This is a genomic window from Lewinella sp. W8 (assembly GCF_004375085.3).
Classification (GTDB): Bacteria; Bacteroidota; Bacteroidia; order Chitinophagales; family Saprospiraceae; genus Neolewinella.
The window spans coordinates 75,644-95,168 of sequence record NZ_SNAQ03000021.1 but is presented as its reverse complement, the minus strand read 5'-3'; the positions used below and the strand labels follow the sequence as shown (position 1 = coordinate 95,168).

General features: G+C 56.2%; 17 protein-coding genes. 9 read left to right on the top strand and 8 right to left on the bottom strand.

All coding sequences use genetic code 11. The features are described 5' to 3' along the window. Positions 1 to 302 precede the first annotated feature (302 nt). The 3 genes from E1J53_RS20185 to E1J53_RS20175 form a co-directional block, all read right to left on the bottom strand. Positions 303 to 1,340, bottom strand: a complete 1,038-nt coding sequence (locus E1J53_RS20185; protein WP_134274307.1) for a glycoside hydrolase family 43 protein — start codon at positions 1,338 to 1,340, stop codon at positions 303 to 305. Between the two features lie 320 nt (positions 1,341 to 1,660). Beyond that, on the bottom strand, positions 1,661 to 2,866 hold the full coding sequence (locus E1J53_RS20180) for a saccharopine dehydrogenase family protein (protein ID WP_134274308.1): 1,206 nt from the start codon (positions 2,864 to 2,866) through the stop codon (positions 1,661 to 1,663). 24 nt (positions 2,867 to 2,890) lie between these two features. After that, positions 2,891 to 3,385: a hypothetical protein gene (locus E1J53_RS20175; protein ID WP_134274309.1), complete on the bottom strand. Its 495-nt coding sequence runs from the start codon at positions 3,383 to 3,385 to the stop codon at positions 2,891 to 2,893. Positions 3,386 to 3,604: 219 nt separating this feature from the next. On the opposite strand from E1J53_RS20175, the gene E1J53_RS20170 reads away from it, so the two are divergent. The 3 genes from E1J53_RS20170 to E1J53_RS20160 all read left to right on the top strand — a co-directional run bounded on the left by E1J53_RS20170 (position 3,605) and on the right by E1J53_RS20160 (position 6,724). Further along, positions 3,605 to 4,051 (top strand): DMT family transporter, encoded by a 447-nt coding sequence (locus E1J53_RS20170; RefSeq protein WP_134274310.1) that lies wholly within the window; start codon positions 3,605 to 3,607, stop codon positions 4,049 to 4,051. 549 nt (positions 4,052 to 4,600) lie between these two features. Continuing rightward, on the top strand, positions 4,601 to 5,509 hold the full coding sequence (locus tag E1J53_RS20165; RefSeq protein WP_134274311.1) for a DUF72 domain-containing protein: 909 nt from the start codon (positions 4,601 to 4,603) through the stop codon (positions 5,507 to 5,509). Between the two features lie 33 nt (positions 5,510 to 5,542). After that, on the top strand, positions 5,543 to 6,724 hold the full coding sequence (locus E1J53_RS20160; RefSeq protein WP_134274312.1) for an MFS transporter: 1,182 nt from the start codon (positions 5,543 to 5,545) through the stop codon (positions 6,722 to 6,724). Positions 6,725 to 6,859: 135 nt separating this feature from the next. Here the strand turns inward: E1J53_RS20160 and E1J53_RS20155 are convergent, their stop codons facing one another. Continuing rightward, positions 6,860 to 7,078 carry a hypothetical protein gene (locus E1J53_RS20155; protein WP_134274313.1) on the bottom strand — a complete coding sequence of 73 codons (219 nt, stop codon included), beginning with the start codon at positions 7,076 to 7,078 and terminating at the stop codon, positions 6,860 to 6,862. Positions 7,079 to 7,308: 230 nt separating this feature from the next. Here E1J53_RS20155 and E1J53_RS20150 point away from each other — a divergent pair, with 230 nt between their 5' ends. The 4 genes from E1J53_RS20150 to E1J53_RS20135 all read left to right on the top strand — a co-directional run bounded on the left by E1J53_RS20150 (position 7,309) and on the right by E1J53_RS20135 (position 12,038). After that, on the top strand, positions 7,309 to 7,668 hold the full coding sequence (locus E1J53_RS20150; RefSeq protein WP_134274314.1) for a hypothetical protein: 360 nt from the start codon (positions 7,309 to 7,311) through the stop codon (positions 7,666 to 7,668). A 106-nt stretch (positions 7,669 to 7,774) separates the two neighbouring features. Beyond that, positions 7,775 to 9,100, top strand: coding sequence for a Na+/H+ antiporter NhaA (gene nhaA, locus E1J53_RS20145; RefSeq protein WP_134274315.1), 1,326 nt, complete (start codon positions 7,775 to 7,777; stop codon positions 9,098 to 9,100). Between the two features lie 153 nt (positions 9,101 to 9,253). Next, complete coding sequence (ppk1, locus tag E1J53_RS20140) at positions 9,254 to 11,353, top strand: polyphosphate kinase 1 (protein ID WP_134274316.1); 2,100 nt, start codon at positions 9,254 to 9,256, stop codon at positions 11,351 to 11,353. Positions 11,354 to 11,414: 61 nt separating this feature from the next. Then, complete coding sequence (locus E1J53_RS20135) at positions 11,415 to 12,038, top strand: hypothetical protein (protein WP_134274317.1); 624 nt, start codon at positions 11,415 to 11,417, stop codon at positions 12,036 to 12,038. A gap of 79 nt (positions 12,039 to 12,117) precedes the next feature. On the opposite strand, the gene E1J53_RS20130 is transcribed toward E1J53_RS20135, so the two are convergent. From E1J53_RS20130 to E1J53_RS20120, 3 genes are all read right to left on the bottom strand, one after another. Beyond that, on the bottom strand, positions 12,118 to 13,509 hold the full coding sequence (locus E1J53_RS20130; protein ID WP_134274318.1) for a TolC family protein: 1,392 nt from the start codon (positions 13,507 to 13,509) through the stop codon (positions 12,118 to 12,120). Next, positions 13,506 to 14,882, bottom strand: a complete 1,377-nt coding sequence (locus E1J53_RS20125; protein ID WP_253932133.1) for an HlyD family secretion protein — start codon at positions 14,880 to 14,882, stop codon at positions 13,506 to 13,508. Before E1J53_RS20125 ends, E1J53_RS20130 begins: the two co-directional genes overlap by 4 nt. A 197-nt stretch (positions 14,883 to 15,079) precedes the next feature. After that, positions 15,080 to 16,813, bottom strand: coding sequence for a peptidase domain-containing ABC transporter (locus E1J53_RS20120; RefSeq protein WP_134274319.1), 1,734 nt, complete (start codon positions 16,811 to 16,813; stop codon positions 15,080 to 15,082). A gap of 73 nt (positions 16,814 to 16,886) precedes the next feature. On the opposite strand from E1J53_RS20120, the gene E1J53_RS20115 reads away from it, so the two are divergent. Further along, positions 16,887 to 17,624 (top strand): TetR/AcrR family transcriptional regulator, encoded by a 738-nt coding sequence (locus E1J53_RS20115; RefSeq protein ID WP_134274320.1) that lies wholly within the window; start codon positions 16,887 to 16,889, stop codon positions 17,622 to 17,624. Beyond that, the gene (locus tag E1J53_RS20110) at positions 17,621 to 17,998 is read left to right on the top strand and encodes a RidA family protein (RefSeq protein ID WP_134274321.1); all 378 of its coding nucleotides are present in this window, start codon (positions 17,621 to 17,623) and stop codon (positions 17,996 to 17,998) included. Before E1J53_RS20115 ends, E1J53_RS20110 begins: the two co-directional genes overlap by 4 nt. A gap of 16 nt (positions 17,999 to 18,014) precedes the next feature. On the opposite strand, the gene E1J53_RS20105 is transcribed toward E1J53_RS20110, so the two are convergent. Then, positions 18,015 to 19,487: an alpha/beta hydrolase gene (locus tag E1J53_RS20105; RefSeq protein ID WP_134274322.1), complete on the bottom strand. Its 1,473-nt coding sequence runs from the start codon at positions 19,485 to 19,487 to the stop codon at positions 18,015 to 18,017. Between the last annotated feature and the right edge of the window lie 38 nt (positions 19,488 to 19,525).

Here is a 19,525-nt window from a genome sequence, read left to right as displayed (position 1 = left end):
AGCCGCAAAGGTACATAGGATTACCTTATTATACTAGTCCGCAAAAGCCTTTTTTCTCCACAAGTTTCGGGTGCCGAAATTGCCAAAAATCAGGGCACGGCGTGCGGGTGCCGGGTCCACTCCAGGGGGCCAGACATCGTGGCATCTCCATTTACCTATACCGGGACCTACGAGCAGAAATCCGGGCCACCGGCCCAGAAAATACCGCTCGGAGAACCGGCTTTACTACCCTCCCTAAAGCGCTCCTCGGAGTTGTCGAGTGTAACGAGCTGCTCCCAGGGGTCGCGAATAGAAGGTGCGACCTACTTCCCAATCGGCCTCGCCTCCACCCCGCTATTGGTCATTTTTACCGGATTGATCAACCCCTCCTCGGTGAAGGTCAGTCGGTCCAGGCACACGACCCGGTGATCCCGGTCTTCGTTGGGAATGGGTCGGCGGTGGTACACGATGATCCACTCGTCGGTTTCGGGGACGTTGATCACGGAATGATGGCCGGCGCCGGTGGCGATGGCCTCATCGGATTCCAGGATGGTGCCAATCCGGGTGTAGGGGCCGGTAACGGCGGGGGCCGTGGCGTAGGCGACCTTGTAGGTACCGTTCGTCCATCCCCCTTCAGACCACATAAAATAGTAGGTGCCCTGCCGCTTGAACATAAAGGGACCTTCCACGTAGCCCTCCTGGGTGATTTCGTGGAAGAGTTCGCCGTCCTCCCAGGGAAGGAAACCGGTAAAATCTTCGTTGAGCCGTCCCAGGTTGCACCGCCCCCAACCGCCGTAAAAGAAGTACACGGTACCGTCGTCATCGCGGAAGACGAACTGGTCGATGGGTTGCGCCATGTTGTAAAATTCACTCAGCAGGGGCTTCCCGAGCAGATCACGGTAGGGGCCGCCCGGCGCATCGGCCACGGCTACGCCGATGCCACCCTCCCGGTATTTATCGTATTCCGGGCGGTAACCCGGGCGGTCGGGGTTCTGGATGTCGTTCCCAGCGAAAAACAGGTAATACCGGCCCCGATGCTCGAGCACGGAGGGCGCCCACATGGCCTGCTTGACCCAGGGCACGATGCTGGTGTCCAGTACGCTTTCGTGCTTGGTCCAGTGCACCAGATCCGGGGAGGAAAAGGCGTCAAGGTGAAGCTGCCGGTCAAAATCGTCGGAATAGGTGGGAAATATCCAGTATTCGTCTCCGAAGACAATCCCTTCGGGATCGGCGTACCAACCGTCAATGATGGGGTTACCGGAGGTTTCGGGTCGCGGTGAGGAGGCGTTGTCCGGGTTTGATCGCCCGCAACACGTCAGGCAAACCACCACAAGAAGTAAGGAAAAGGTACGTAGAAGCATACAGTAGGCGGTATTGCGCGTCCATGATTGACGCTCGGGTCCAGAAGTTTTTCCGGTAAAGGGATCGGCTTGCTTGGACAATGCCGGCATAAGGTACCCCGCTTGCGGTGATGCCGCAGCCCGGGGCAGGAGTGGCAAGGTAGTCAGGAGCGGAGAAATCCCTAGTATTCCCACCGCACGGCCCTACCCTTCTCCCTGGCACCCGTGCTCCGCACCCAAAATCGGCGGCGGTATTTCCGGCATCAACCACGACTTCAGTAAATCAGCAATGGCCACGGGTTTCCCCATAGCCATTATGCTTATCCGGTAGTATTTCAGGATTAAAGTCCGAGGTCGCCACCGATTTCTTCGTGCCATTCCAGTCCGTGGGCACCAAGTACCTTCAGGAAGGGGTCGGGGTTGAATTGCTCCACGTTGAAAACGCCGGCACCGCCCCACTTGCCCTGCAGGAGCATCATGGCTCCCGTCATGGCGGGTACCCCGGTGGTGTAGCTCACTCCCTGGGCGCGGGTTTCGCGGAAGGCTTTCTCGTGCTGGCAGTTGTTCCAGATGTAGTACGTCTGGGGTTTGCCGTTCTTGATGCCGCTGATCCGGCAGCCGATGCTCGTCTGGCCGGTGTAGTTCTCGCCGAGTTCACCGGGATCGGGCAGTACCGTCTTGAGGAATTCCAGGGGAATGATCTCCATTCCCTGATGATTTACCGGCTCGATGCCCGCCATGCCGATGTTCTGAATCACGCGCAGGTGGGTCAGGTATTCATCGCCGAAGGTCATCCAGAAGCGCGCACGCTTGATGGTGGGGAAATGCTTGACGAGGCTTTCAAGTTCCTCGTGGTAGATCAGGTAGCTGGGCTTGGGACCGATTTCGGGGTAGACCAGATCCTTGCGGATGCTGTGCGCCGGCACTTCTACCCATTCCCCGTTTTCGTAGTAACGGCCGGGCTGGGTGATTTCCCGGATGTTGATTTCCGGATTGAAGTTGGTCGCGAAGGCCTTACCGTGGTCACCGGCGTTGGCGTCAACGATATCCAGGTAGTGGATTTCGTCAAAGATGTGCTTGGCCGCCCGGGCGGTGAAGATGCTGGTTACGCCGGGATCAAAGCCACAGCCCAGAATGGCCGTCAGGCCGGCTTCCTCGAAGCGTTCCTGGTAGGCCCACTGATGGCTGTATTCGAACTTGGCTTCGTCCTTGGGCTCGTAGTTGGCTGTGTCCAGGTAGTGGACCCCCGCGTTCAGGCAGGCCTCCATGATGGTCAGGTCCTGGTAGGGCAAGGCCACGTGGATTACCAATTCGGGTTGGTAGTTCTTCAGCAGGGTCGTCAGGGCGGGAATGTCTTCCGCATCGACGGCAGCCGTAGAAATGTTCTCGTAGCCCAGATCCGCTTTGATGTCGGCGGCAATTTCCCGGCACTTGCTAACCGTGCGGCTGGCGATCATAAACTCGCTGAACACCTCCGGGTGTTCGGCGCACTTGTAGGCAACTACCCTGGCGACGCCTCCGGCGCCGATAATCATAATTCTGCTCATGGTCGACTGGCTTGGCGTAGGTGATTAAAGCAGGTTGGGGAAATCCCGTTCGTCGGGCTTCTCCACGGGGTGAACCATCGGCAGGTTAACCACCTCCGCTTCTTCGGGACTAACCGTCATGAAACGCATGAACCCTCCGCTACTCTTGGCGATGTGGTTGGCGAAGCTGCGGAAGCTGCTGTAGTAGAGGTAATTCAGCGGTTGGCGCAACTTAGGCAGGATGACGTTGAGTCCGGACAAACGTTCGGAAATGACCCGCTGGCGCTCGGCCACCTCATTCGGCAGTTCCTGAGAAAGGGCTACGATACGCCCGGCCAGGGGCTCTTCCAGTAGTTCGTAGTAATCGTGCAGCTGACCGCTGGTATCAAAGCTACGGATGTCGACAAGCCGTTCGGCTTCGGAAAGTTCTACCTCGTCCATTTCACCATCGGCGCCCGCCACCAGAATGGTCACCAGGGGAATGGCATCCATCATCAGGGCAGTTTCTTCGGGCGTTAGGTCCTTAAATTCTTTCAGCATATGGTAATCGATTTGGCCGCAAAAGTAATCATGATTCGGCGCTTTAGGTACAGTTGTACCCTAAACTTATGAATAAGACACCCACCGATGATAAAGTGTTTTTATCGGGACGGAAGGTAATTTTATCGGGTAGCGGTATATTATCGGTACCGCAAGCAAACCACAAGGTTGTTCCTTGCGATTTAAAGTGATAGCCCCAAGATTCCCGACCTTTATCCCATGCAGCAATCCCTCTTCATTTTACTGGCGGTCGTGGCCGGCGTAGTTTTACCCATTCAGGCCGGATTCAACACCGAATTGGGCAAGGCGGTCAAGAGTCCGATCTACGCTACCCTACTGTCCTTCGTCGTAGGCATGGTAGGACTGTTTCTCTATTGCCTGGTGGCCAAAGTGCCGCTGGGGACCGTTAAGCAGGGCCTCCAAATGCCCTGGTATTACTGGACGGGAGGCCTCCTGGGGGCCTTTTACGTCTTTTCCATCATCCTGCTCACGCCCCGTCTTGGGGTCACCCTGGCCTTCGGCCTCACCATTGCCGGCCAAATGGTCTTCAGCCTCATCATGGACCACTATGGGTGGCTGGGCGTTCCGGAAGCCCCGATTAACTGGGCCCGGAGTCTGGGGGTGGCACTCATCATTGCGGGGGTAGTGCTGATCCGGGCCAATTGACCTTCCCTAACTGATGGTGGCCGTGTGTCGCGGCACCGAAATACATTTACATTTTACATATTTATTTATTACTTAACTGTGCCCGGGTTACGGAACGGTACCAAAAAATCTTTTGGTGGTTCGCTGCTTAGTAGTGCGCCCATATATCTTTGCCCCTGCGCTACTCTCTAAACTTTTACTAGGGAGCTTCCGGAACATCCCGGCCCACGGGAAGAAGCACGTCAGGCGCGGCGGCTTTTTCAGTACCAGTGGGATCTACTTACCACAGTCAAGTAAACCGTTGCACTGCGGGCGGCTCACCATCGAGTCGCCTGTCGTCTCCGGTTTTTGAGCTTGTTTGGCCTTTGAGTCCCGACCTCCATACCAGACAGAAAAAAAATGAACAAGCTTCTGGTCGTGCCGCTCCAATCCTGCGTCGCGAATACTAAGCCGGTATCGTAAGGCTGGCCTGCGGTCGCCAGCTTGATTTTCCCCTTCCCGCCAAACATTTGCGATTTCTGACTGTCTTGGGGATAAGGCCTTCCTGCACCCTCCACATCCATTCATTACATGAAATTTGGAAAAGTAGCCGATCCTTCCCGGGTTGAATTTCATCTGCCCGTTGAGCCCCTGGCCAACGCCCGGCGGCTGGAACGCTATGAGATTGACCCCTCGGAGGGATTGCCCCGCATCTACGTGGGCGCCACCGGCTGGAGTATGAAGGAATGGGTGGGTAAGTGGTACCCGGAAAAAACCAAAGCCTCCGATTATCTTCGGCATTACGGCAAGCAGTTCAATACCATTGAACTAAATACGACCCACTACCGCATTCCGGACCTGGACCTCGTGGACCGATGGTGTGCGGCCGTTCCTGACGACTTTCGCTTCTGTCCGAAGGTCCCGCAGTCCATCAGTCACCGCAATGACCTGGGGCAACACCAGGACGCACTGCCCCGCTTCGTCCGCTCGCTGGATCGGTTTGGGGAAAAGCTTGGCTGTGCCTTCGTCCAACTGCCCCCCTACTTCGACGCGGCTCGCCTGGAAGTACTGGAAGCCTTTCTTGATCGGTGGCCAGGACTACTTCCCCTGGCGGTGGAGGTCCGTCACCCCTCCTGGTTTCAGGATCCCTTCACTACCGAACGCCTCATGGATCTCCTGGCGGCCAACGGCGTGGCGGCGGTCATTACCGACGTGGCGGGTCGCCGGGATGTCCTTCATGGCTACGTTACCGCTCCCCGTAGCATGGTCCGCTTCGTCGGCAATGGTTTGATTAACTCCGACTACCGGCGCCTGGAAGACTGGGCCCATAAACTCAGCGAGTGGAATCTGCCCGAAAATTACTTCTTCCCCCATCAGCCCGATAATATCCTCGCGCCGGAGGCCGCCGCCTGGTTTGTAGACCACCTGCACGCCCAGGGCCAGTCGGAGACGCGCGGACCACAACCTGACGCCGGCCCGCCACAGATGAGTTTGTTCTAGGGCAATTTTCCGGAAGCGCCCTACCTTTTGGCCATGCGCAGCCCCTCCACCGCCCGTCGGATCCTCCCCATCATCATCTTCTCCCAGTTCTGCTGTACCTCGCTGTGGTTTGCGGGCAACGGCGTCATGGAGGCGCTCGTGACGACCTTCCAGCTCCCCGCGGCCAGTACCGGCCACCTGACGGCAGCCGTACAGTTCGGCTTTATTCTGGGTACCTTGTTCTACGCCCTCCTGTCGATTGCGGACCGCTTCTCTCCCTCCCGGGTGTTTTTTGTCAGCGCCGTCCTGGCCGCCGGCTTTAATGGCCTGACCGTGTGGGATAACCATAGCCTGTTCAGCCTGCTCCTGCTGCGGTTCGGCACGGGCTTTTTCCTGGCGGGTATCTATCCCGTGGGTATGAAGATCGCGGCGGACTATTATGACCGGGGACTGGGAAAATCTCTGGGATACCTCGTCGGTGCTCTCGTATTGGGCACCGCCTTCCCGCATTTACTGCGGGGAGCCGGAGAATCGCTCCCCTGGAAGAGTGTACTGCTGGTCACTTCCGGACTGGCCATCCTTGGGGGCCTGCTGCTGCAATTACTGGTGCCCGACGGCCCCTTCCGAAAAGCGGCGCAAAAAATTGATCTGACCAACGTAGTCACGGTATTCCGCGACCGCAAGTTTCGGGGCGCCGCCTTCGGTTACTTCGGTCACATGTGGGAGCTTTACACCTTCTGGGCCTTCATTCCCCTCGTGCTCCTCGAATATTTTGGTCAGCGGGGCCTGGAGGTTAACATCTCGCTCTGGAGCTTTGCCATCATTGCGGTGGGAGGACCGGCCTGCGTGATCGGCGGATACTGGTCGCTACGGGCTGGCCCCGCCCGGGTAGCGGGCCTGGCCTTATCCGCCTCCATGCTCTGCTGCCTCCTCTCTCCCCTCTTTCTCTGGTTGGCACCGCCGATGCTTCTCCTGCTTTTCCTCCTGTTCTGGGGTATGGTGGTCGTGGCGGACTCCCCCCTATTCTCCACCCTCGTGGCGCGGCATGCACCCACGGAAATTCGGGGAACGGCCCTGACGGTGGTGAACTGCATCGGCTTTGGCATCACCATTTTCAGTATCCAGCTCCTGAATTACCTGAGCGTCTCCTCTCCCTACCATTATCTTCTCCCCCTACTCGCCCTCGGACCGGTACTGGGACTGGCGGCCTTGAGGAAGTTATTGAGATCAGCCTGACGAGGAGAGGCCTATTCGTTGTTGGATGAATTATTTTTTGTGCGGAGCACAGGTGCCAAACAAGTTGGTGGTACCGCCTTGTTTCGCTGTCTTGAAGACAGAGGAGTTCTGTCCGCTGGCCCCTGAAATTCACCTTTATTCTATGGCCTCAAGAATTTCCTTCATCTGCTTATGAGCTTCTTTAAATGTGTCTGCGCATACGGTAATCGTGGTGTTGGTGCCGTTAACCACGGTGGAGACCGTTATGCAGGAAGAACCCATTTGTGCCTGAAGCGTAGCTCCGGCAGTATTGATGGTGGAGCTGGTGAACACTCCACAGAATAGAAACGCAAGGGTAAGTAGGGTTGCCTTCATGGATATACTAATTAATAAATTAATAAACATAAATATACATTATTCCCCCATTTAATTGGTAATGGCATTATTCTCCTTGTTCATTAGTTCGGTCGCGTGTTTTCGTCTCCATAAATATTTACCAGCACCAATTTTTTCAATCATGGTGACGAATGTTATTTTCAGCAAGCGTATTCCTGTCGCACTACGAAAAAGTTTGGTCCTTCCTACATCATTTCCATCGTTACCCTATGTCGAACGACCGTAAAAAGCGCTTTGCCCGCCTTGCCTTTGGCCTGAACGGTGCACTGTTCCTACTCGCCAGCTTTAGCGCCCTGCAGGACGACAAGCCGCTCCTCTTCGCCGTTCAGCTTATCGCCGGAGTCGTCAACCTCCTCGTGCTGGCCTTCAGTCGAAAACCCGGCGCCGTTCGCCGACTCAACTACCTCACCTTTATCATGAACTTCGTCGTGGCCCTGGCCGTGGCCCAGGACTACCGAAGCGGCGGAACGGACTACCTGCATTATGTTTGGTACCTGGTGGCCCTGTTCTCGATCGTGGCCCTCGTCGTCGTTCTTCGCAAGGAACGGAAAACCGCTGCCCAAAACTGAGGGGATTCCCCAAAAAATGCCTCCGTTTTTGGTACATAAACACAACGACACCAAACAAAAGAGGTAATACCATCATTACTCGATCGTATTCCAGCCCTGCACACCTATGGTAAAAAAGTTACTCACCCACGGCATTCAGAAATTCATCCAGGTTGAAAGCTTTAGTGGTCTCCTCCTGTTTGGGGCCACCATACTGGCCATCGTCTGGGCCAACTCCCCCTGGGGCTACCTGTACGAATCGCTGTGGGGCTATGAGCTGGGCGTACAGGTCACCAAATTTGAGCTCATCAAACCACTCATCCTGTGGGTGAACGATGGCCTGATGGCCATTTTCTTTTTCCTCATCGGGCTGGAAATCAAACGGGAACTCATGGTGGGAGAACTCAATTCCGCCAAGAAGGCCGTGTTCCCCGTGCTGGCCGCCATCGGCGGCATCGCCCTCCCCGGACTGATCTTCGTGTTCCTGAACGGCAATCCCGAAACCCTGAAGGGCTGGGCCATTCCGATGGCTACCGACATCGCTTTTTCCCTGGCCATCATTAAATTACTGGGAGACCGCGTTCCCCTTAACGCCAAAATCTTCCTGACGGCCCTGGCCATTGTGGATGACCTGGGTGCCGTGATGATCATCGCCATCTTCTACAGTACGGGGATCAAGTGGACCCTCATCCTCATCGCGATGGGTTTACTGGCCGTGCTGTACGTATTGAGTTATCGGGACCTGTTCTCCAAACACCTGCTGCTCCTGGTGGGCATTGCCGTCTGGACGCTTTTCCTCAAGGCCGGCATCCACCCCACCATCGCCGGGGTACTGCTGGCTTTTGCCGTTCCCATCCGGCAAAAAATGCGTTTCTCGGACTTCGCCGCTTCCCTGGATGACATCACTAATCGACTACGGCTAACCAATGACCCGGATTCCTCAGTCCTCACGGACCAGCAAATCGGCTACATCGATGAATTGGACGAATGGACCAACGAGGTGCAGTCTCCCCTACAGTATCTGGAACACAAGTTACACGATTGGGTAGCCTACCTCATCATGCCCATTTTTGCCCTGGCCAACGCTGGCGTCACCCTCTCCGCCGGAAGCAGCCTCAACCTCAACCTGGTCCTGACCATCGCCGCTGCGCTCGTCATTGGTAAGTCCCTGGGTATTTTCGGCATGTCAAAGGTCGCGCTGGCCACCGGCGTGTCCACGCTCCCGGAAGGCGTTTCTCAACGTCAGATTTGGGGGGTTTCTCTGCTGGCGGGCGTTGGGTTCACCATGGCCATCTTCATCGCCAACCTCGCCTTCCGCGATAATCCCACCATGCTCGACTCGGCTAAAATTGGCATCCTCATCGGATCTCTCCTCGCCGGATTCCTGGGCTACCTCATTCTACGTGCCAGTGCCCACCGGGGTAATCCGGATGAGTCATCCGTCACCTCCTAGGATCAGCCAGCGTTAGTTGGTCGTAAAAAAGTTATGCTGTATTTAGCATTGCCCCCCTGGCTTCCTACCTTGCACCTGCCTCTGGCAAAAATTCGGATGCTAACCGCTGTTCGTATCCGTCGTCCTTAAACTGACCACCAAAAGCAGTGCGAAATGAAAGAATACCCGCTTATTCCGCGTGACATCAGCTGGCTGTCCTTCAACCACCGCGTGCTCCAGGAGGCCAAGGACGAAAGCCTCCCCCTGTTTGAACGGATTAAATTCCTGGCCATCTACAGCTCTAACCTGGATGAATTTTTCCGGGTCCGGATGGCCAACCACCGCAACCTGCTCAGGGTAGGCAAAAAGACCAAAAAGGAACTGGACATCAGCCCCAAGCAGACCGTCCGGACCATCCAACGCATCGTCAACCGCCAGCAGGAAGAATTCAGCCGGATTTTCGAGAAGAAAATCATCCCCGAGTTGGCCCGCCACGGAATCTTTCTCAAGCGTCGACTCGACCTGAATGAGGAAGAACTTGAATTTGCGGAAAGTTATTTTCGGGAGAATATGTTGCCCTACGTGCAACCCGTACTCCTCATCAAGGACATGGTTCGTCCTTTCTTGAATAACGCCCAGATTTACCTGTCCATCCTCATGAAGGAAAAGGATAGTGGGAAATCTGCCACGGCCATCGTCAAAATCCCCAGTGATTACCTTCCCCGGTTCATTGAGCTTCCCAGTCGGGACGGCACGCGCAACCTGATCATGTTGGACGACATGGTCCGCCACTCCGTCTCCTGGATGTTCCCGGGCTACGAAATTGAAGATACTTACAGCATCAAACTCACCCGGGACGCCGAACTGTACATCGACGACGAATTCAGTGGCGACCTGCTGTCCAAAATTAAGGCCAGCCTCAACCGCAGAAGTATCGGGCCCGCCAGCCGCTTCGTCTACGACCGGACCATGCCCGAAAACCTCCTGGAATACCTGCAGGAAACCTTCGAGTTGGAGCGGCTGGACATCCTGGCGGAAGGACGCTACCACAACAATTTTGATTTCTTCAAATTCCCGGATTTCGGGAGAACCAAGCTACAGAATCCTCCCCAGCCCCCCCTGGTCTACCCCGCCCTGGAAGAAACGGAAGATTTCTGGGGGGCGATCCGGGAACGCGATCACCTGATCCACTTCCCCTACCATAGTTACGAATCGGTCGTCCGCTTCTTTGAGGAAGCCTCCGTCGACCCCTCCGTGACCCACATCAAGATCGTACAGTACCGGGTGGCCAAAAAGTCCCGGATCATGCAGGCCCTCATGCGGGCCGTGGAAGCGGGCAAACAGGTAAGCGTATTCATCGAGGTCAAAGCACGCTTTGACGAAGAAGCGAACCTCAAGTGGGGCGAACGCCTCGAACAGGCGGGCGTCCACGTACACTACAGCTTCCCCGGCGTCAAGGTCCACTCCAAGCTCGCCCTGGTCCGCCGCATCGAAGACGGGAAGGAAGCCATTTACAATTACCTCAGCACGGGTAATTTCCACGAGGATACCGCAAAAATCTATTCCGATTTCGGCGTCTTCACGGCAGATGAACGGTTAACGAGCGAGGTGTCCCGCGTTTTCAGCTTTCTGGAAAACGTGAAGGTTCCCGAAGCTCCCTTCGAGCACCTTTTGGTGGGCCAGTTCAACCTGCGGGAGGGGCTGGTCCGACTCATCGACTTTGAAATTGCCGAGGCCAAAGCCGGTCGAACCGCCCAGATGACCCTGAAGATGAACAGTCTGCAGGATCCGGAAATGATCAACAAGTTATACGAAGCTTCCCGGGCCGGTGTTAGAATCAATCTGATCGTGCGCGGCATTTGCTGCCTGGTCCCGGGCCAGAAAGGCGTCAGTGAAAACATCCACGGTATCAGCATCGTCGATCGTTACCTGGAACACGCCCGGGTATTCCATTTCCATCACGCCGGAGACGACCTGGTCTACTTCAGTTCCGCCGACTTTATGACCAGAAACCTCAGTCACCGGATTGAAACGACCTTCCCCATCTACGATCCGGACCTGAAGCAGAAGGTCATTACCTTCATGGATATCCAGCTCAGCGACAACACCAAGGCGCGCCTGCTGAGTGATCAGCAGGGAAATTCCTATTTCCGGGGAGGAAGTGACCTTTCCATTCGCAGCCAGGAAGAGACCTACCACCTCATCAAACGCGAACTCGTCCAGGAAAAGCTGGAAGCCGAGGAAGCAGCCGACAGCCCGGAAAACCAGGGGTAGGTATCCCCGTTTGTGCTGGACAATCCCATTCCCCATGGCCACCTCTCCAAAAAGACCGGTAATGCAATGGCTAAAGGAAGCCCTTTCCCCCCAGCTCGAGGAAAGAGCATTCGCCTGGCTGCCGGACTGGAAACAATTTCGACGCTCCCACGAGCGGGGGTTTAGCTGCATCATCCTTTCGGTAAGTGACTACCCCGACCTGAGTCTCGCGGAGGTCCACCTGGGCGTAAGAATTACCGACTGCGAACAGCTGGTTTTCCCCTACCTCAACGGAGCCCCCGGCTTCCGCAATGAAAGCATGAGCATGGTGACTCCGCTGGGAAAACTGGCCAACATTCATCCCCTGCGGCTAAGCATTACCGACCAAAAATCCGCCCACGCCGCCGCCAAAGAATTTTACACCCAACTTCAGTTAAGGGGTTTTGATCACCTGGAAGTTTTTCAATCCGTCCGGGCCCTCCACCGATTGTACAACACCCATCCGGAAGAACCTCTACCACTGGTGAACAATCAAATCCATCGGTGCTTCCGGGGTGCAGCCCTCGCCTACCTCCGCCAAAGCCCCGATTTCGCCGAACTCTGTAATCAGTACCGTCGGGTGCTCCGCGAACTGTTCGCACCAGAAGATACCCGCCTTCGTTTCGAACGCATGGTAGAAAACCTCAACAGTGCATCCCTAAACTAACCAACCAACAGACCAACAGACCAAAAGACTAACAGACTAACAGACTAACAGACTAAATTACCAACAGACCAATCCCCCCCTACTCCCACTGCGCGGTCACGTACCGATAGGTAAGTACGGCTTTGATCTGAGAGAAGGCCAATTTAGCGACGGTCAACCTCGCCTTCTGGAGGGACTGTTCCCGACTATTGAGCAGAAACTGGGTGCTCTCCCCGAGGGAAAAAAGTCTGCGCTCGGCCTGCAACAATGCCTCCGCCTGCCGGCCCAAATCCTGTCCCGCCGCCAGCTGGCTATCGTACTGCCGGACGGCGTCCCGGTAAGCGTCGGCCTTGGTAATCAAAGCCTGTTGCTTGGCGTCGATTTTGGCCGTGCTTTCCGTTATTTTGAGTTGGCCGAGTTGGACGTCTCCCCGCGCTTTGCGGTTAAAGATTGGATAGCTGAACTTGGCGTCAAGTTTGTAGGCGCGGGTGAAAAACCCGCCGTTTTCTCCGCCAACCGGAACCGGGGAAATGTCAAAACCATCACCAAGCAGATAGTAGCCTACGTCCAGTTTTGGTTTGAGCTTTTCCCGTTTCAGCCTTTGTTCCAACTGGGTCTGGGCCAGCGCAATTTGCTTTTCCAGCAGGTCCGGGTGCTGCATAAGCCAGCCGCCGGCTTCGGGGATGCTCGTCCAACGATCGTCCAGGGTGAGGGGCCGGGTATTTTCGTCCATGGGCCAGTACAACTCATTGAAGGCCTGCCGCGCCAGGCGGGCGTCCACTTCGGCCTGCTGGACGGTCAACCGCTGGGTACCCAGTGACACGTAGACCTCCAGGGTATCCACTGCCGGTTTGTCTCCCTGTTCAAAAAGCCCCTGGGTGTCGCGAAACCGCTGTTCGATCAACCGCAACGTCTCCCGGTTGATTTCCAGGATGCGTTCCGTGTAGGCCCAGTCGGCAAACCGCAGCGCCAGGTCGTAGCGGAGTTCGTTTCGGATGATGTTGGCGTCCGCGCGGTTGCGGTCCACTTCCAGGTCACCCTGCCGCAAATCCGTTCGGGTTTCGTCCACCAGCAAGCCCTGCAGCAGGGGCAGCTTGACGGCCAGGTAGGCCTGGCCGGCGCTGGGCACCACCAACTCGTCGTTCAGGTAGGTTCCGTCGGCGAACTGGTAGCCAGCACTGAATTTCAGGGCCGCCGGACTCTGCCATTCAACGCCCGCTTCGCCGTAGTCAAAGTATTCCGTTCCCTGGAATTGCTTTCGGTCATAGGTGGAAAACAGCTTGGGGTCCAGGTTTCCCCGGGAACGCATCAGGGCTGCCGGACCGCGCTCTTCCACGGCATTGGCCATGATCCCGAGCGGGTGGTTCTCCAGGGCCCAGTTGACGGCCTGGTCCAGGCTCAACTGTAGCGGAGCACTCTGGGCCACCATTGGTGCCTTCGGCGCAAACAGGATTACGACCGAAAACAATAAGCATTTCCAGACTCTCATCATTTTACCACACGCGTTTTTGGTGCCTTGGTTTTTACCTCCTCACTTTCTCCGGCATCCTGGTAGTAATCCGGCGGGAAGGCATTCAGTTGCCGCCAGAGTTCGTACCATACCGGTACGGTTTCGAGGAGAGCAACGCCCTCTGCTCCGGAGCCCGGCCGCAATGCGGCGGGCCAGTCTCTTCCGTCGTCGGAAGGCCCCACCAATACCCGATAGCGTCCTTTGCTATCAATAATGTTGTCTACCGCAACTACCTCCCCAACGAAAGTACCGTAACTAAGGCCGGGCCAGCCACTGAAAAAGACGGCCGGCCAGCCATCGAACAGGAAACGGACTTGCTGCCCCTGTCGTACCAGGGGCAGGTTAAAGGGCTCCACGAAAATTTCTACCGCCGCCGTAAACTGTGACGGTAAAATACTTACCACGGCGTCTCCTTCCTTGACCGTCTCCCCAATCCCGGGGGTGAGTACCTTGGCGACGATTCCGTCCTGGGGCGCCAGGATGTAGTTATATCCTTGCCGGATGCTGTAATTGGATTCCTGAATCTGAAGTTTAGCCACGTCCCCAACACTATTGTAATAAGAGGTCAAAGCACTGGCCCGATCACTCATCGCCTTGGCAATTTTCCCCTGGTAGGTGGGCCCAACGTTGTTAATTTCAATTTGGGCCTGTTCTACGTCGGTTCTGGCCTGGTCCAGCTCGTTGGCAATTTTTACGTACTTGGCGTTAGCTTCCTGCTCCTTGAGCCGCTTGGCTTCCAGGTCGGTGAGTGGCTTAAGGCCCTCAGTGACCAGCGTGTCTGACCGCCTCCGCTGATACTCCGCAATACTCACCTGCACCTCCTGTTGGGCCAGATCGGCCTGCAGGGTATTGACCTTCAGTTTACTCTGCGCAAGTTTATTTCTCGCCAGTTCGAGTTTGTTCTGTTGTTCCCGACGGAAGTTTCTGATCTGTTCATCTAGCGCGGCCACCTTTTCCAGGTACCCTCCGGCACTGTTGGATTTTGCCTGCCGCATCTCAGCGGTACGGGGGACGATCTCCGGGTCCAGGTATTCCGGTTTGATTTCACTCAGGCGGGCAATGGTGTCACCGAAGCTGACCGTATCCCCCTCAAAAACGCGCCACTCCTCGATCCTGCCGGGAATCGTGGCGTGCACCGTCTGGGGACGGAAGGCCGGATCGAGTGCCGTCACGGTACCCTTAGCCCGGAAGTTCTGCACCCAGGGGAGGAACATCATGATGATCCCGATGATCGCGAGGGCAACGATCCAGCGGCGGAAGAGCTTTTGCCCGTCGGGCAGGTCGACCCGTTCCAGTGCCGTGAGCCCCATGCCCTTGACGTTATTTAATACCCGTTGATTCGATAAATTCAACATAGTCAATTACCTGTTTCGTGAGCAATCGATAGGATTAGTTCATTTATTCTGGCCTGCGGCAGGTGCCGTGCTGGTTCCTCAAAAGCCAGCTGCCGGGAAGGATGCTGTTCAACATTGCTCCCTGCTGATGGCCCCGGCACCCGCGTAGCCAAAAAGAAAATCGCAACGTTTTCCAATTTCCTCCTGGCCCCGGGAATTTAGATCGCCTCCGCATCCCAGATGGGTTTAAAGGCCGGCTCGGCCAGTACGGCCTCCGGCTTATCGTGGGCCAACAAACGACCACGGCGCAAGACCGCCACCCGATTACACTTGCGCACCACGTAAGGATCATTGCTGACGATGACCAGCGTCCAGTTTTGTCGCGGATCGGTCAGGTCATCAATGATGCTGTTCCGGATGCCCGGCTCGATGCGCTCCAGAACGTTCCCCAGCACCAACAGCCGCGGCTTGCGGACAATGGCCCGGGCTACCAGCAGGCGGGTGCGCACCGACCGGGGAACGTTGAGTCCCTCGGCCACCAGTTCGGTTTCGTAACCATCGGGTTGCTCGGAAACCCACTCCGACAGGCGAGATATTTGCAAGGCCCACTGGATGTCGCTGAAATCGACGTCCGGATGCCCCAGACAAATATTATCAATCAGGCTCCCGGGGATAATGTCTTCCTGCGGGCTGTAATCACCGATGGCCCGCCGCAATTCATCCAGATTCAGGTTGCCGAAGGGGATATTATTGAAGGTAAGCCGCCCCTCAAAGTCAAATCGCAATCCCGCCAGGATTTGTACCAACGTACTGCGTCCGGAGCGATTGAATCCGGCAATGCAGACATTCTCGTTGGCCTCGACGTCAAGGGAGATGTTGTTCAGTGCCTTGTCGCCACTTTGTCCGTACTCAAAGGTGAGGTTGCTCACGGTGACGGCCATGCCCTTACCCGTATCGACGGTACTGAAGAGAAGCTCTCCAGAATCTTCCAGGGGAAGATCCGTCACCACACTGATTTTCTCGACGCCCGTAAGGGTGTCATAAATCACGTCCAGGGTAAAGATCAGTTTCTCGGCGTTGCTCACGATGGCCAGGATGACGATCTCCGCCGCCACGAACTGACCGATATTGATTTGGTTGTCAATCACCAGGATTCCTCCCAGTAGCAAAAAGCTCGCCGTAACCAGGGCCTGAAAGACCACCAGTCCACCGTAGTGGAAGAGTAGCACCCGGAAGTGCGCCCCACGGGCGTCCAGGTAACCCCCCAGCAGGTCATTGGTGCGGCGCATCGTCAAACGCTCCCCTCCCGCCAGCTTGAAGGTGTTGTTCGCCCGGGCAATATCTTCCAGCCAGCTGGCCACCTTATACTTGAATTTGCTCTCCTTCAGGCTGGTCTGCAGCCCCGTGGGAGCCACGGCCCGCATCAGAAAGAAAAGTAACAGGGCCAGGGCCAGGCCAAAGGCCGCGAAGAAGGGATGATACAGGGATACCAGCACCAAACCAAAAATGATCTGCATTACGGCACCGCTGAAATCCATGAGGATTTTGGGTAACCCCTTTTGAATGGTCAGGGTATCAAAGAAGCGGTTGACCAGTTCCGGGGGGTAGTGGTTGGCCAATTCCTGCAACTTGATGCGCGGCAACCGGTAGGCAAACTCAAAGGAGGCCCGGGAAAATAAGCGGCGTTGCAAAGTCTCCGCAACCACGTACTGCATAACCTTGAGTACCCCCACAAAAACGGTACCCAGGGTTACGACCAATACCAGAATTACCAAAGATGCGTTAAATTCACCCCCGGCGATGAGGTTGATAATGGCCTGAACCCCCAGGGGGCCCACCAGCGCAATCAAACCCACCAGGATCGCATACAGGTAGATATAGGATATCTCTTTACGATCCTGACTGAACAGCCGAATGAGTCGGCGCAGCGGAGTAAGTGGTGTGGTGGTCATGAATTATTCAATTAAAAAGAACATCGATAGTAATGCTATCAAACAAAAATAGTTTTACTTCGTTGAAGAAATTATGGCAATCGAAGTACGCATACTTCCTTCTGAGGAACTGTCTTTACGTGATCCCCAACAAACGGACCTGGGGAAGAGGATCATCTGTCAATCCATTGAGCTGCTTGATGAGATTGGATTAGAGGCCTTCACCTTTCGTAAACTAGCCGAACGGCTGGGTAGTGCGGAAGCCAGTATTTACCGCTATTTCAGCAGTAAACATCAGCTCTTGCTTTACCTGGTGAACTGGTACTGGGACTGGGTCCATTACCTCGTTAACCAGGCCGTGGCCCAGGAGCATTCTCCCTACGCCAAAGTGCGGGCGGCCATCGGTGCACTGACCAAGCCCTTTGTCTCCAACCCCGCCGTAGATTACATTGACGAGCACTTATTGCACCGGGTTGTCATCAACGAGGGGTCAAAAGCTTATCACACCAAGTCAGTAGATAAGGAAAACAGCAAAGGATTGTTCTTGGGATACAAAACTTTATCCGAAGACATTGCGGATATTTTCCTGGAAATCAACCCGGATTTCCCCTATCCCCGCACCCTGGCCACCTCCCTTTTTGAGATGGCCCACAACAATCCCTACTTCGCCGAGCATCTCCCCCGCCTCACCGACCTGAAGGCCGACGATAACCTGAGTGAGAAGATGGAAGCCATGCTTTTCTTCTGGGTAGAACGGCTGGTGGGTGCAGAAAAAGAAGTTGCTGCGCCCTCCGAAAACGCCGTCACCCCCAAAGTCTCCACTTCCTTATGAAGATTATCCAGCACCCGGACATTCCGAAGCCGGCCGGCCACTACAGTCCCGTGATCGAGCACCAGGGCGTGCTTTACGTATCCGGACAACTGCCCCGCCACCCCGACGGCAGCATGCCGGAAGACATCGAAGCCCAGACCCGGCTGGCGATGGACAAAATCCGCAGCCTACTGCGGGCCGCCAACAGTGATCTGGACCACTTACTGCAGGTGAGAATCTATATCCCCGACGTATCGCTGTGGGGCGACGTGAATACCGTATACGCCGACATCATGGGAGGTCATCGCCCCGCTCGCTGCGTTGTCCCCAGCCGGGAGCTGCACCACGGTTGCCTGATCGAAATTGAAGCGGTAGCGGCCGTCCGTCCCGCTTAATCAAGGGCCTTTCCCTTTACTCAAACGCCACCGGTTGGGGTAAGTCTGCATAGCAGGGCAGGTCAGGTTTTTTAGTCGGCGCGTTAAAGAAGGCATTGGCCGCTTCCATGGCGCAGGGATTAGACCAGTTGGTAATGGGGCCGTGGGTCCAACCCGGAAAGTTAAGTTGATGGCTATTGGGTAGGGTTTTGCTCATTTCCTCGGCCCACTTCGGGGGGGTAATCGCGTCGTAGGTCCCGGTGATGAACAGTACCGGTACGTCGCTCTTCACCGGCACGTTTTCCCGGGCCGCGGCGGCATCTACGCCCCAACTGCGGCATACTTCATAGGAAAAGACCAGGGGGGAGCGGTCACGGAGTAAATCATGCTTGTTGCGTTCTTCCTTCACGGCGGCGGGAGTGGTAAAGGCCGTTTCCTCCGCGCACCATACCGAAAGGCGCATCCCCATCCCTTCACCCGTCGAACCGCCGCCGGCCAGTTGTCGGGCCTGGTCTTCCAACAAGGATATATCGCCGGCCATCAGGGCCGCCATTTGTCGCGGAATGCCGGGCACTTCCCCCGTCGAGATCCCACTCAGCAACTCAATGACCTCAACGGCCGAAAAGGTGAATGTTTTCTGAGGTTCCCGGTCCCCTACCCGGACCACCACGGGACGTTCGTTCAGGGTCTTCAGGTAATCCGTAAACCGTTCCTCCAGATCGGGATAGGCGGCCGCGCAGTCGGGGTTATCGGCGCAATCACGAAAGATTTGCCCCAGCAATTCCATGAGGTTAGTGGAGCTTGAAGCGCCCCAACTGGCCGCCAACGGCAGCGCGGAATCCATCACCACGCTACGGAGTCCATCGGGGAACTCACGCATCATCACCTGGGCGATCTTGGTGCTGTAAGAAGTTGTCAGGAGGTTAATTTTTTCCAGCTTCAGGGCTTTCCTGAGGTCTTCAATGTCCTGCGCGATGGCCAACGTCCGGTAGGCGTTGAGGTCAACCCCGGTCTTTTCGAGGCGGTCCCGGCACGCGGTGGCCGCCGCGACGTAGGCGGCATTCCATTCCTCCGCACTGGCCTGGGTGCCCGCAAGCTGATCACTCACTTGTCCCCATTCCGGGCAGGCCAGGTGCGGCCTGGCGTAGCGGGTACCCCGCTGCTCGAAGAGGATGAGGTCCCGGTCGTCCAGATATCGATAATACTTCATGTAAGCCGCCGCCGAAAGGGAACTACTCCCGGGACCACCAAACGTGAGCACCACCGGATCGGGAGCTGGGTTTGCGGAGCGGCTTTGGAAGCGGTAGACGGGTAGCTTCAATTGCCGGCCATTTGCCCGATCCCGGCTTTCCGGAACCGTCAGGTACCCGAAAGTATAGGGCGTTTCCTTGTTGGGCATGACGGGGGGTTTGCGGGCAATTTCAAAGCGGGGAACGGCCCCTTGCTCGGTAACCGGGCGGGTACAAGCACCAAAAACAGACAGGATAAAAAGACAAAGGAGTAAGCGCATGAAGCAGTTGGTTTTGGCCAAACCTAGCGGGATTCTGG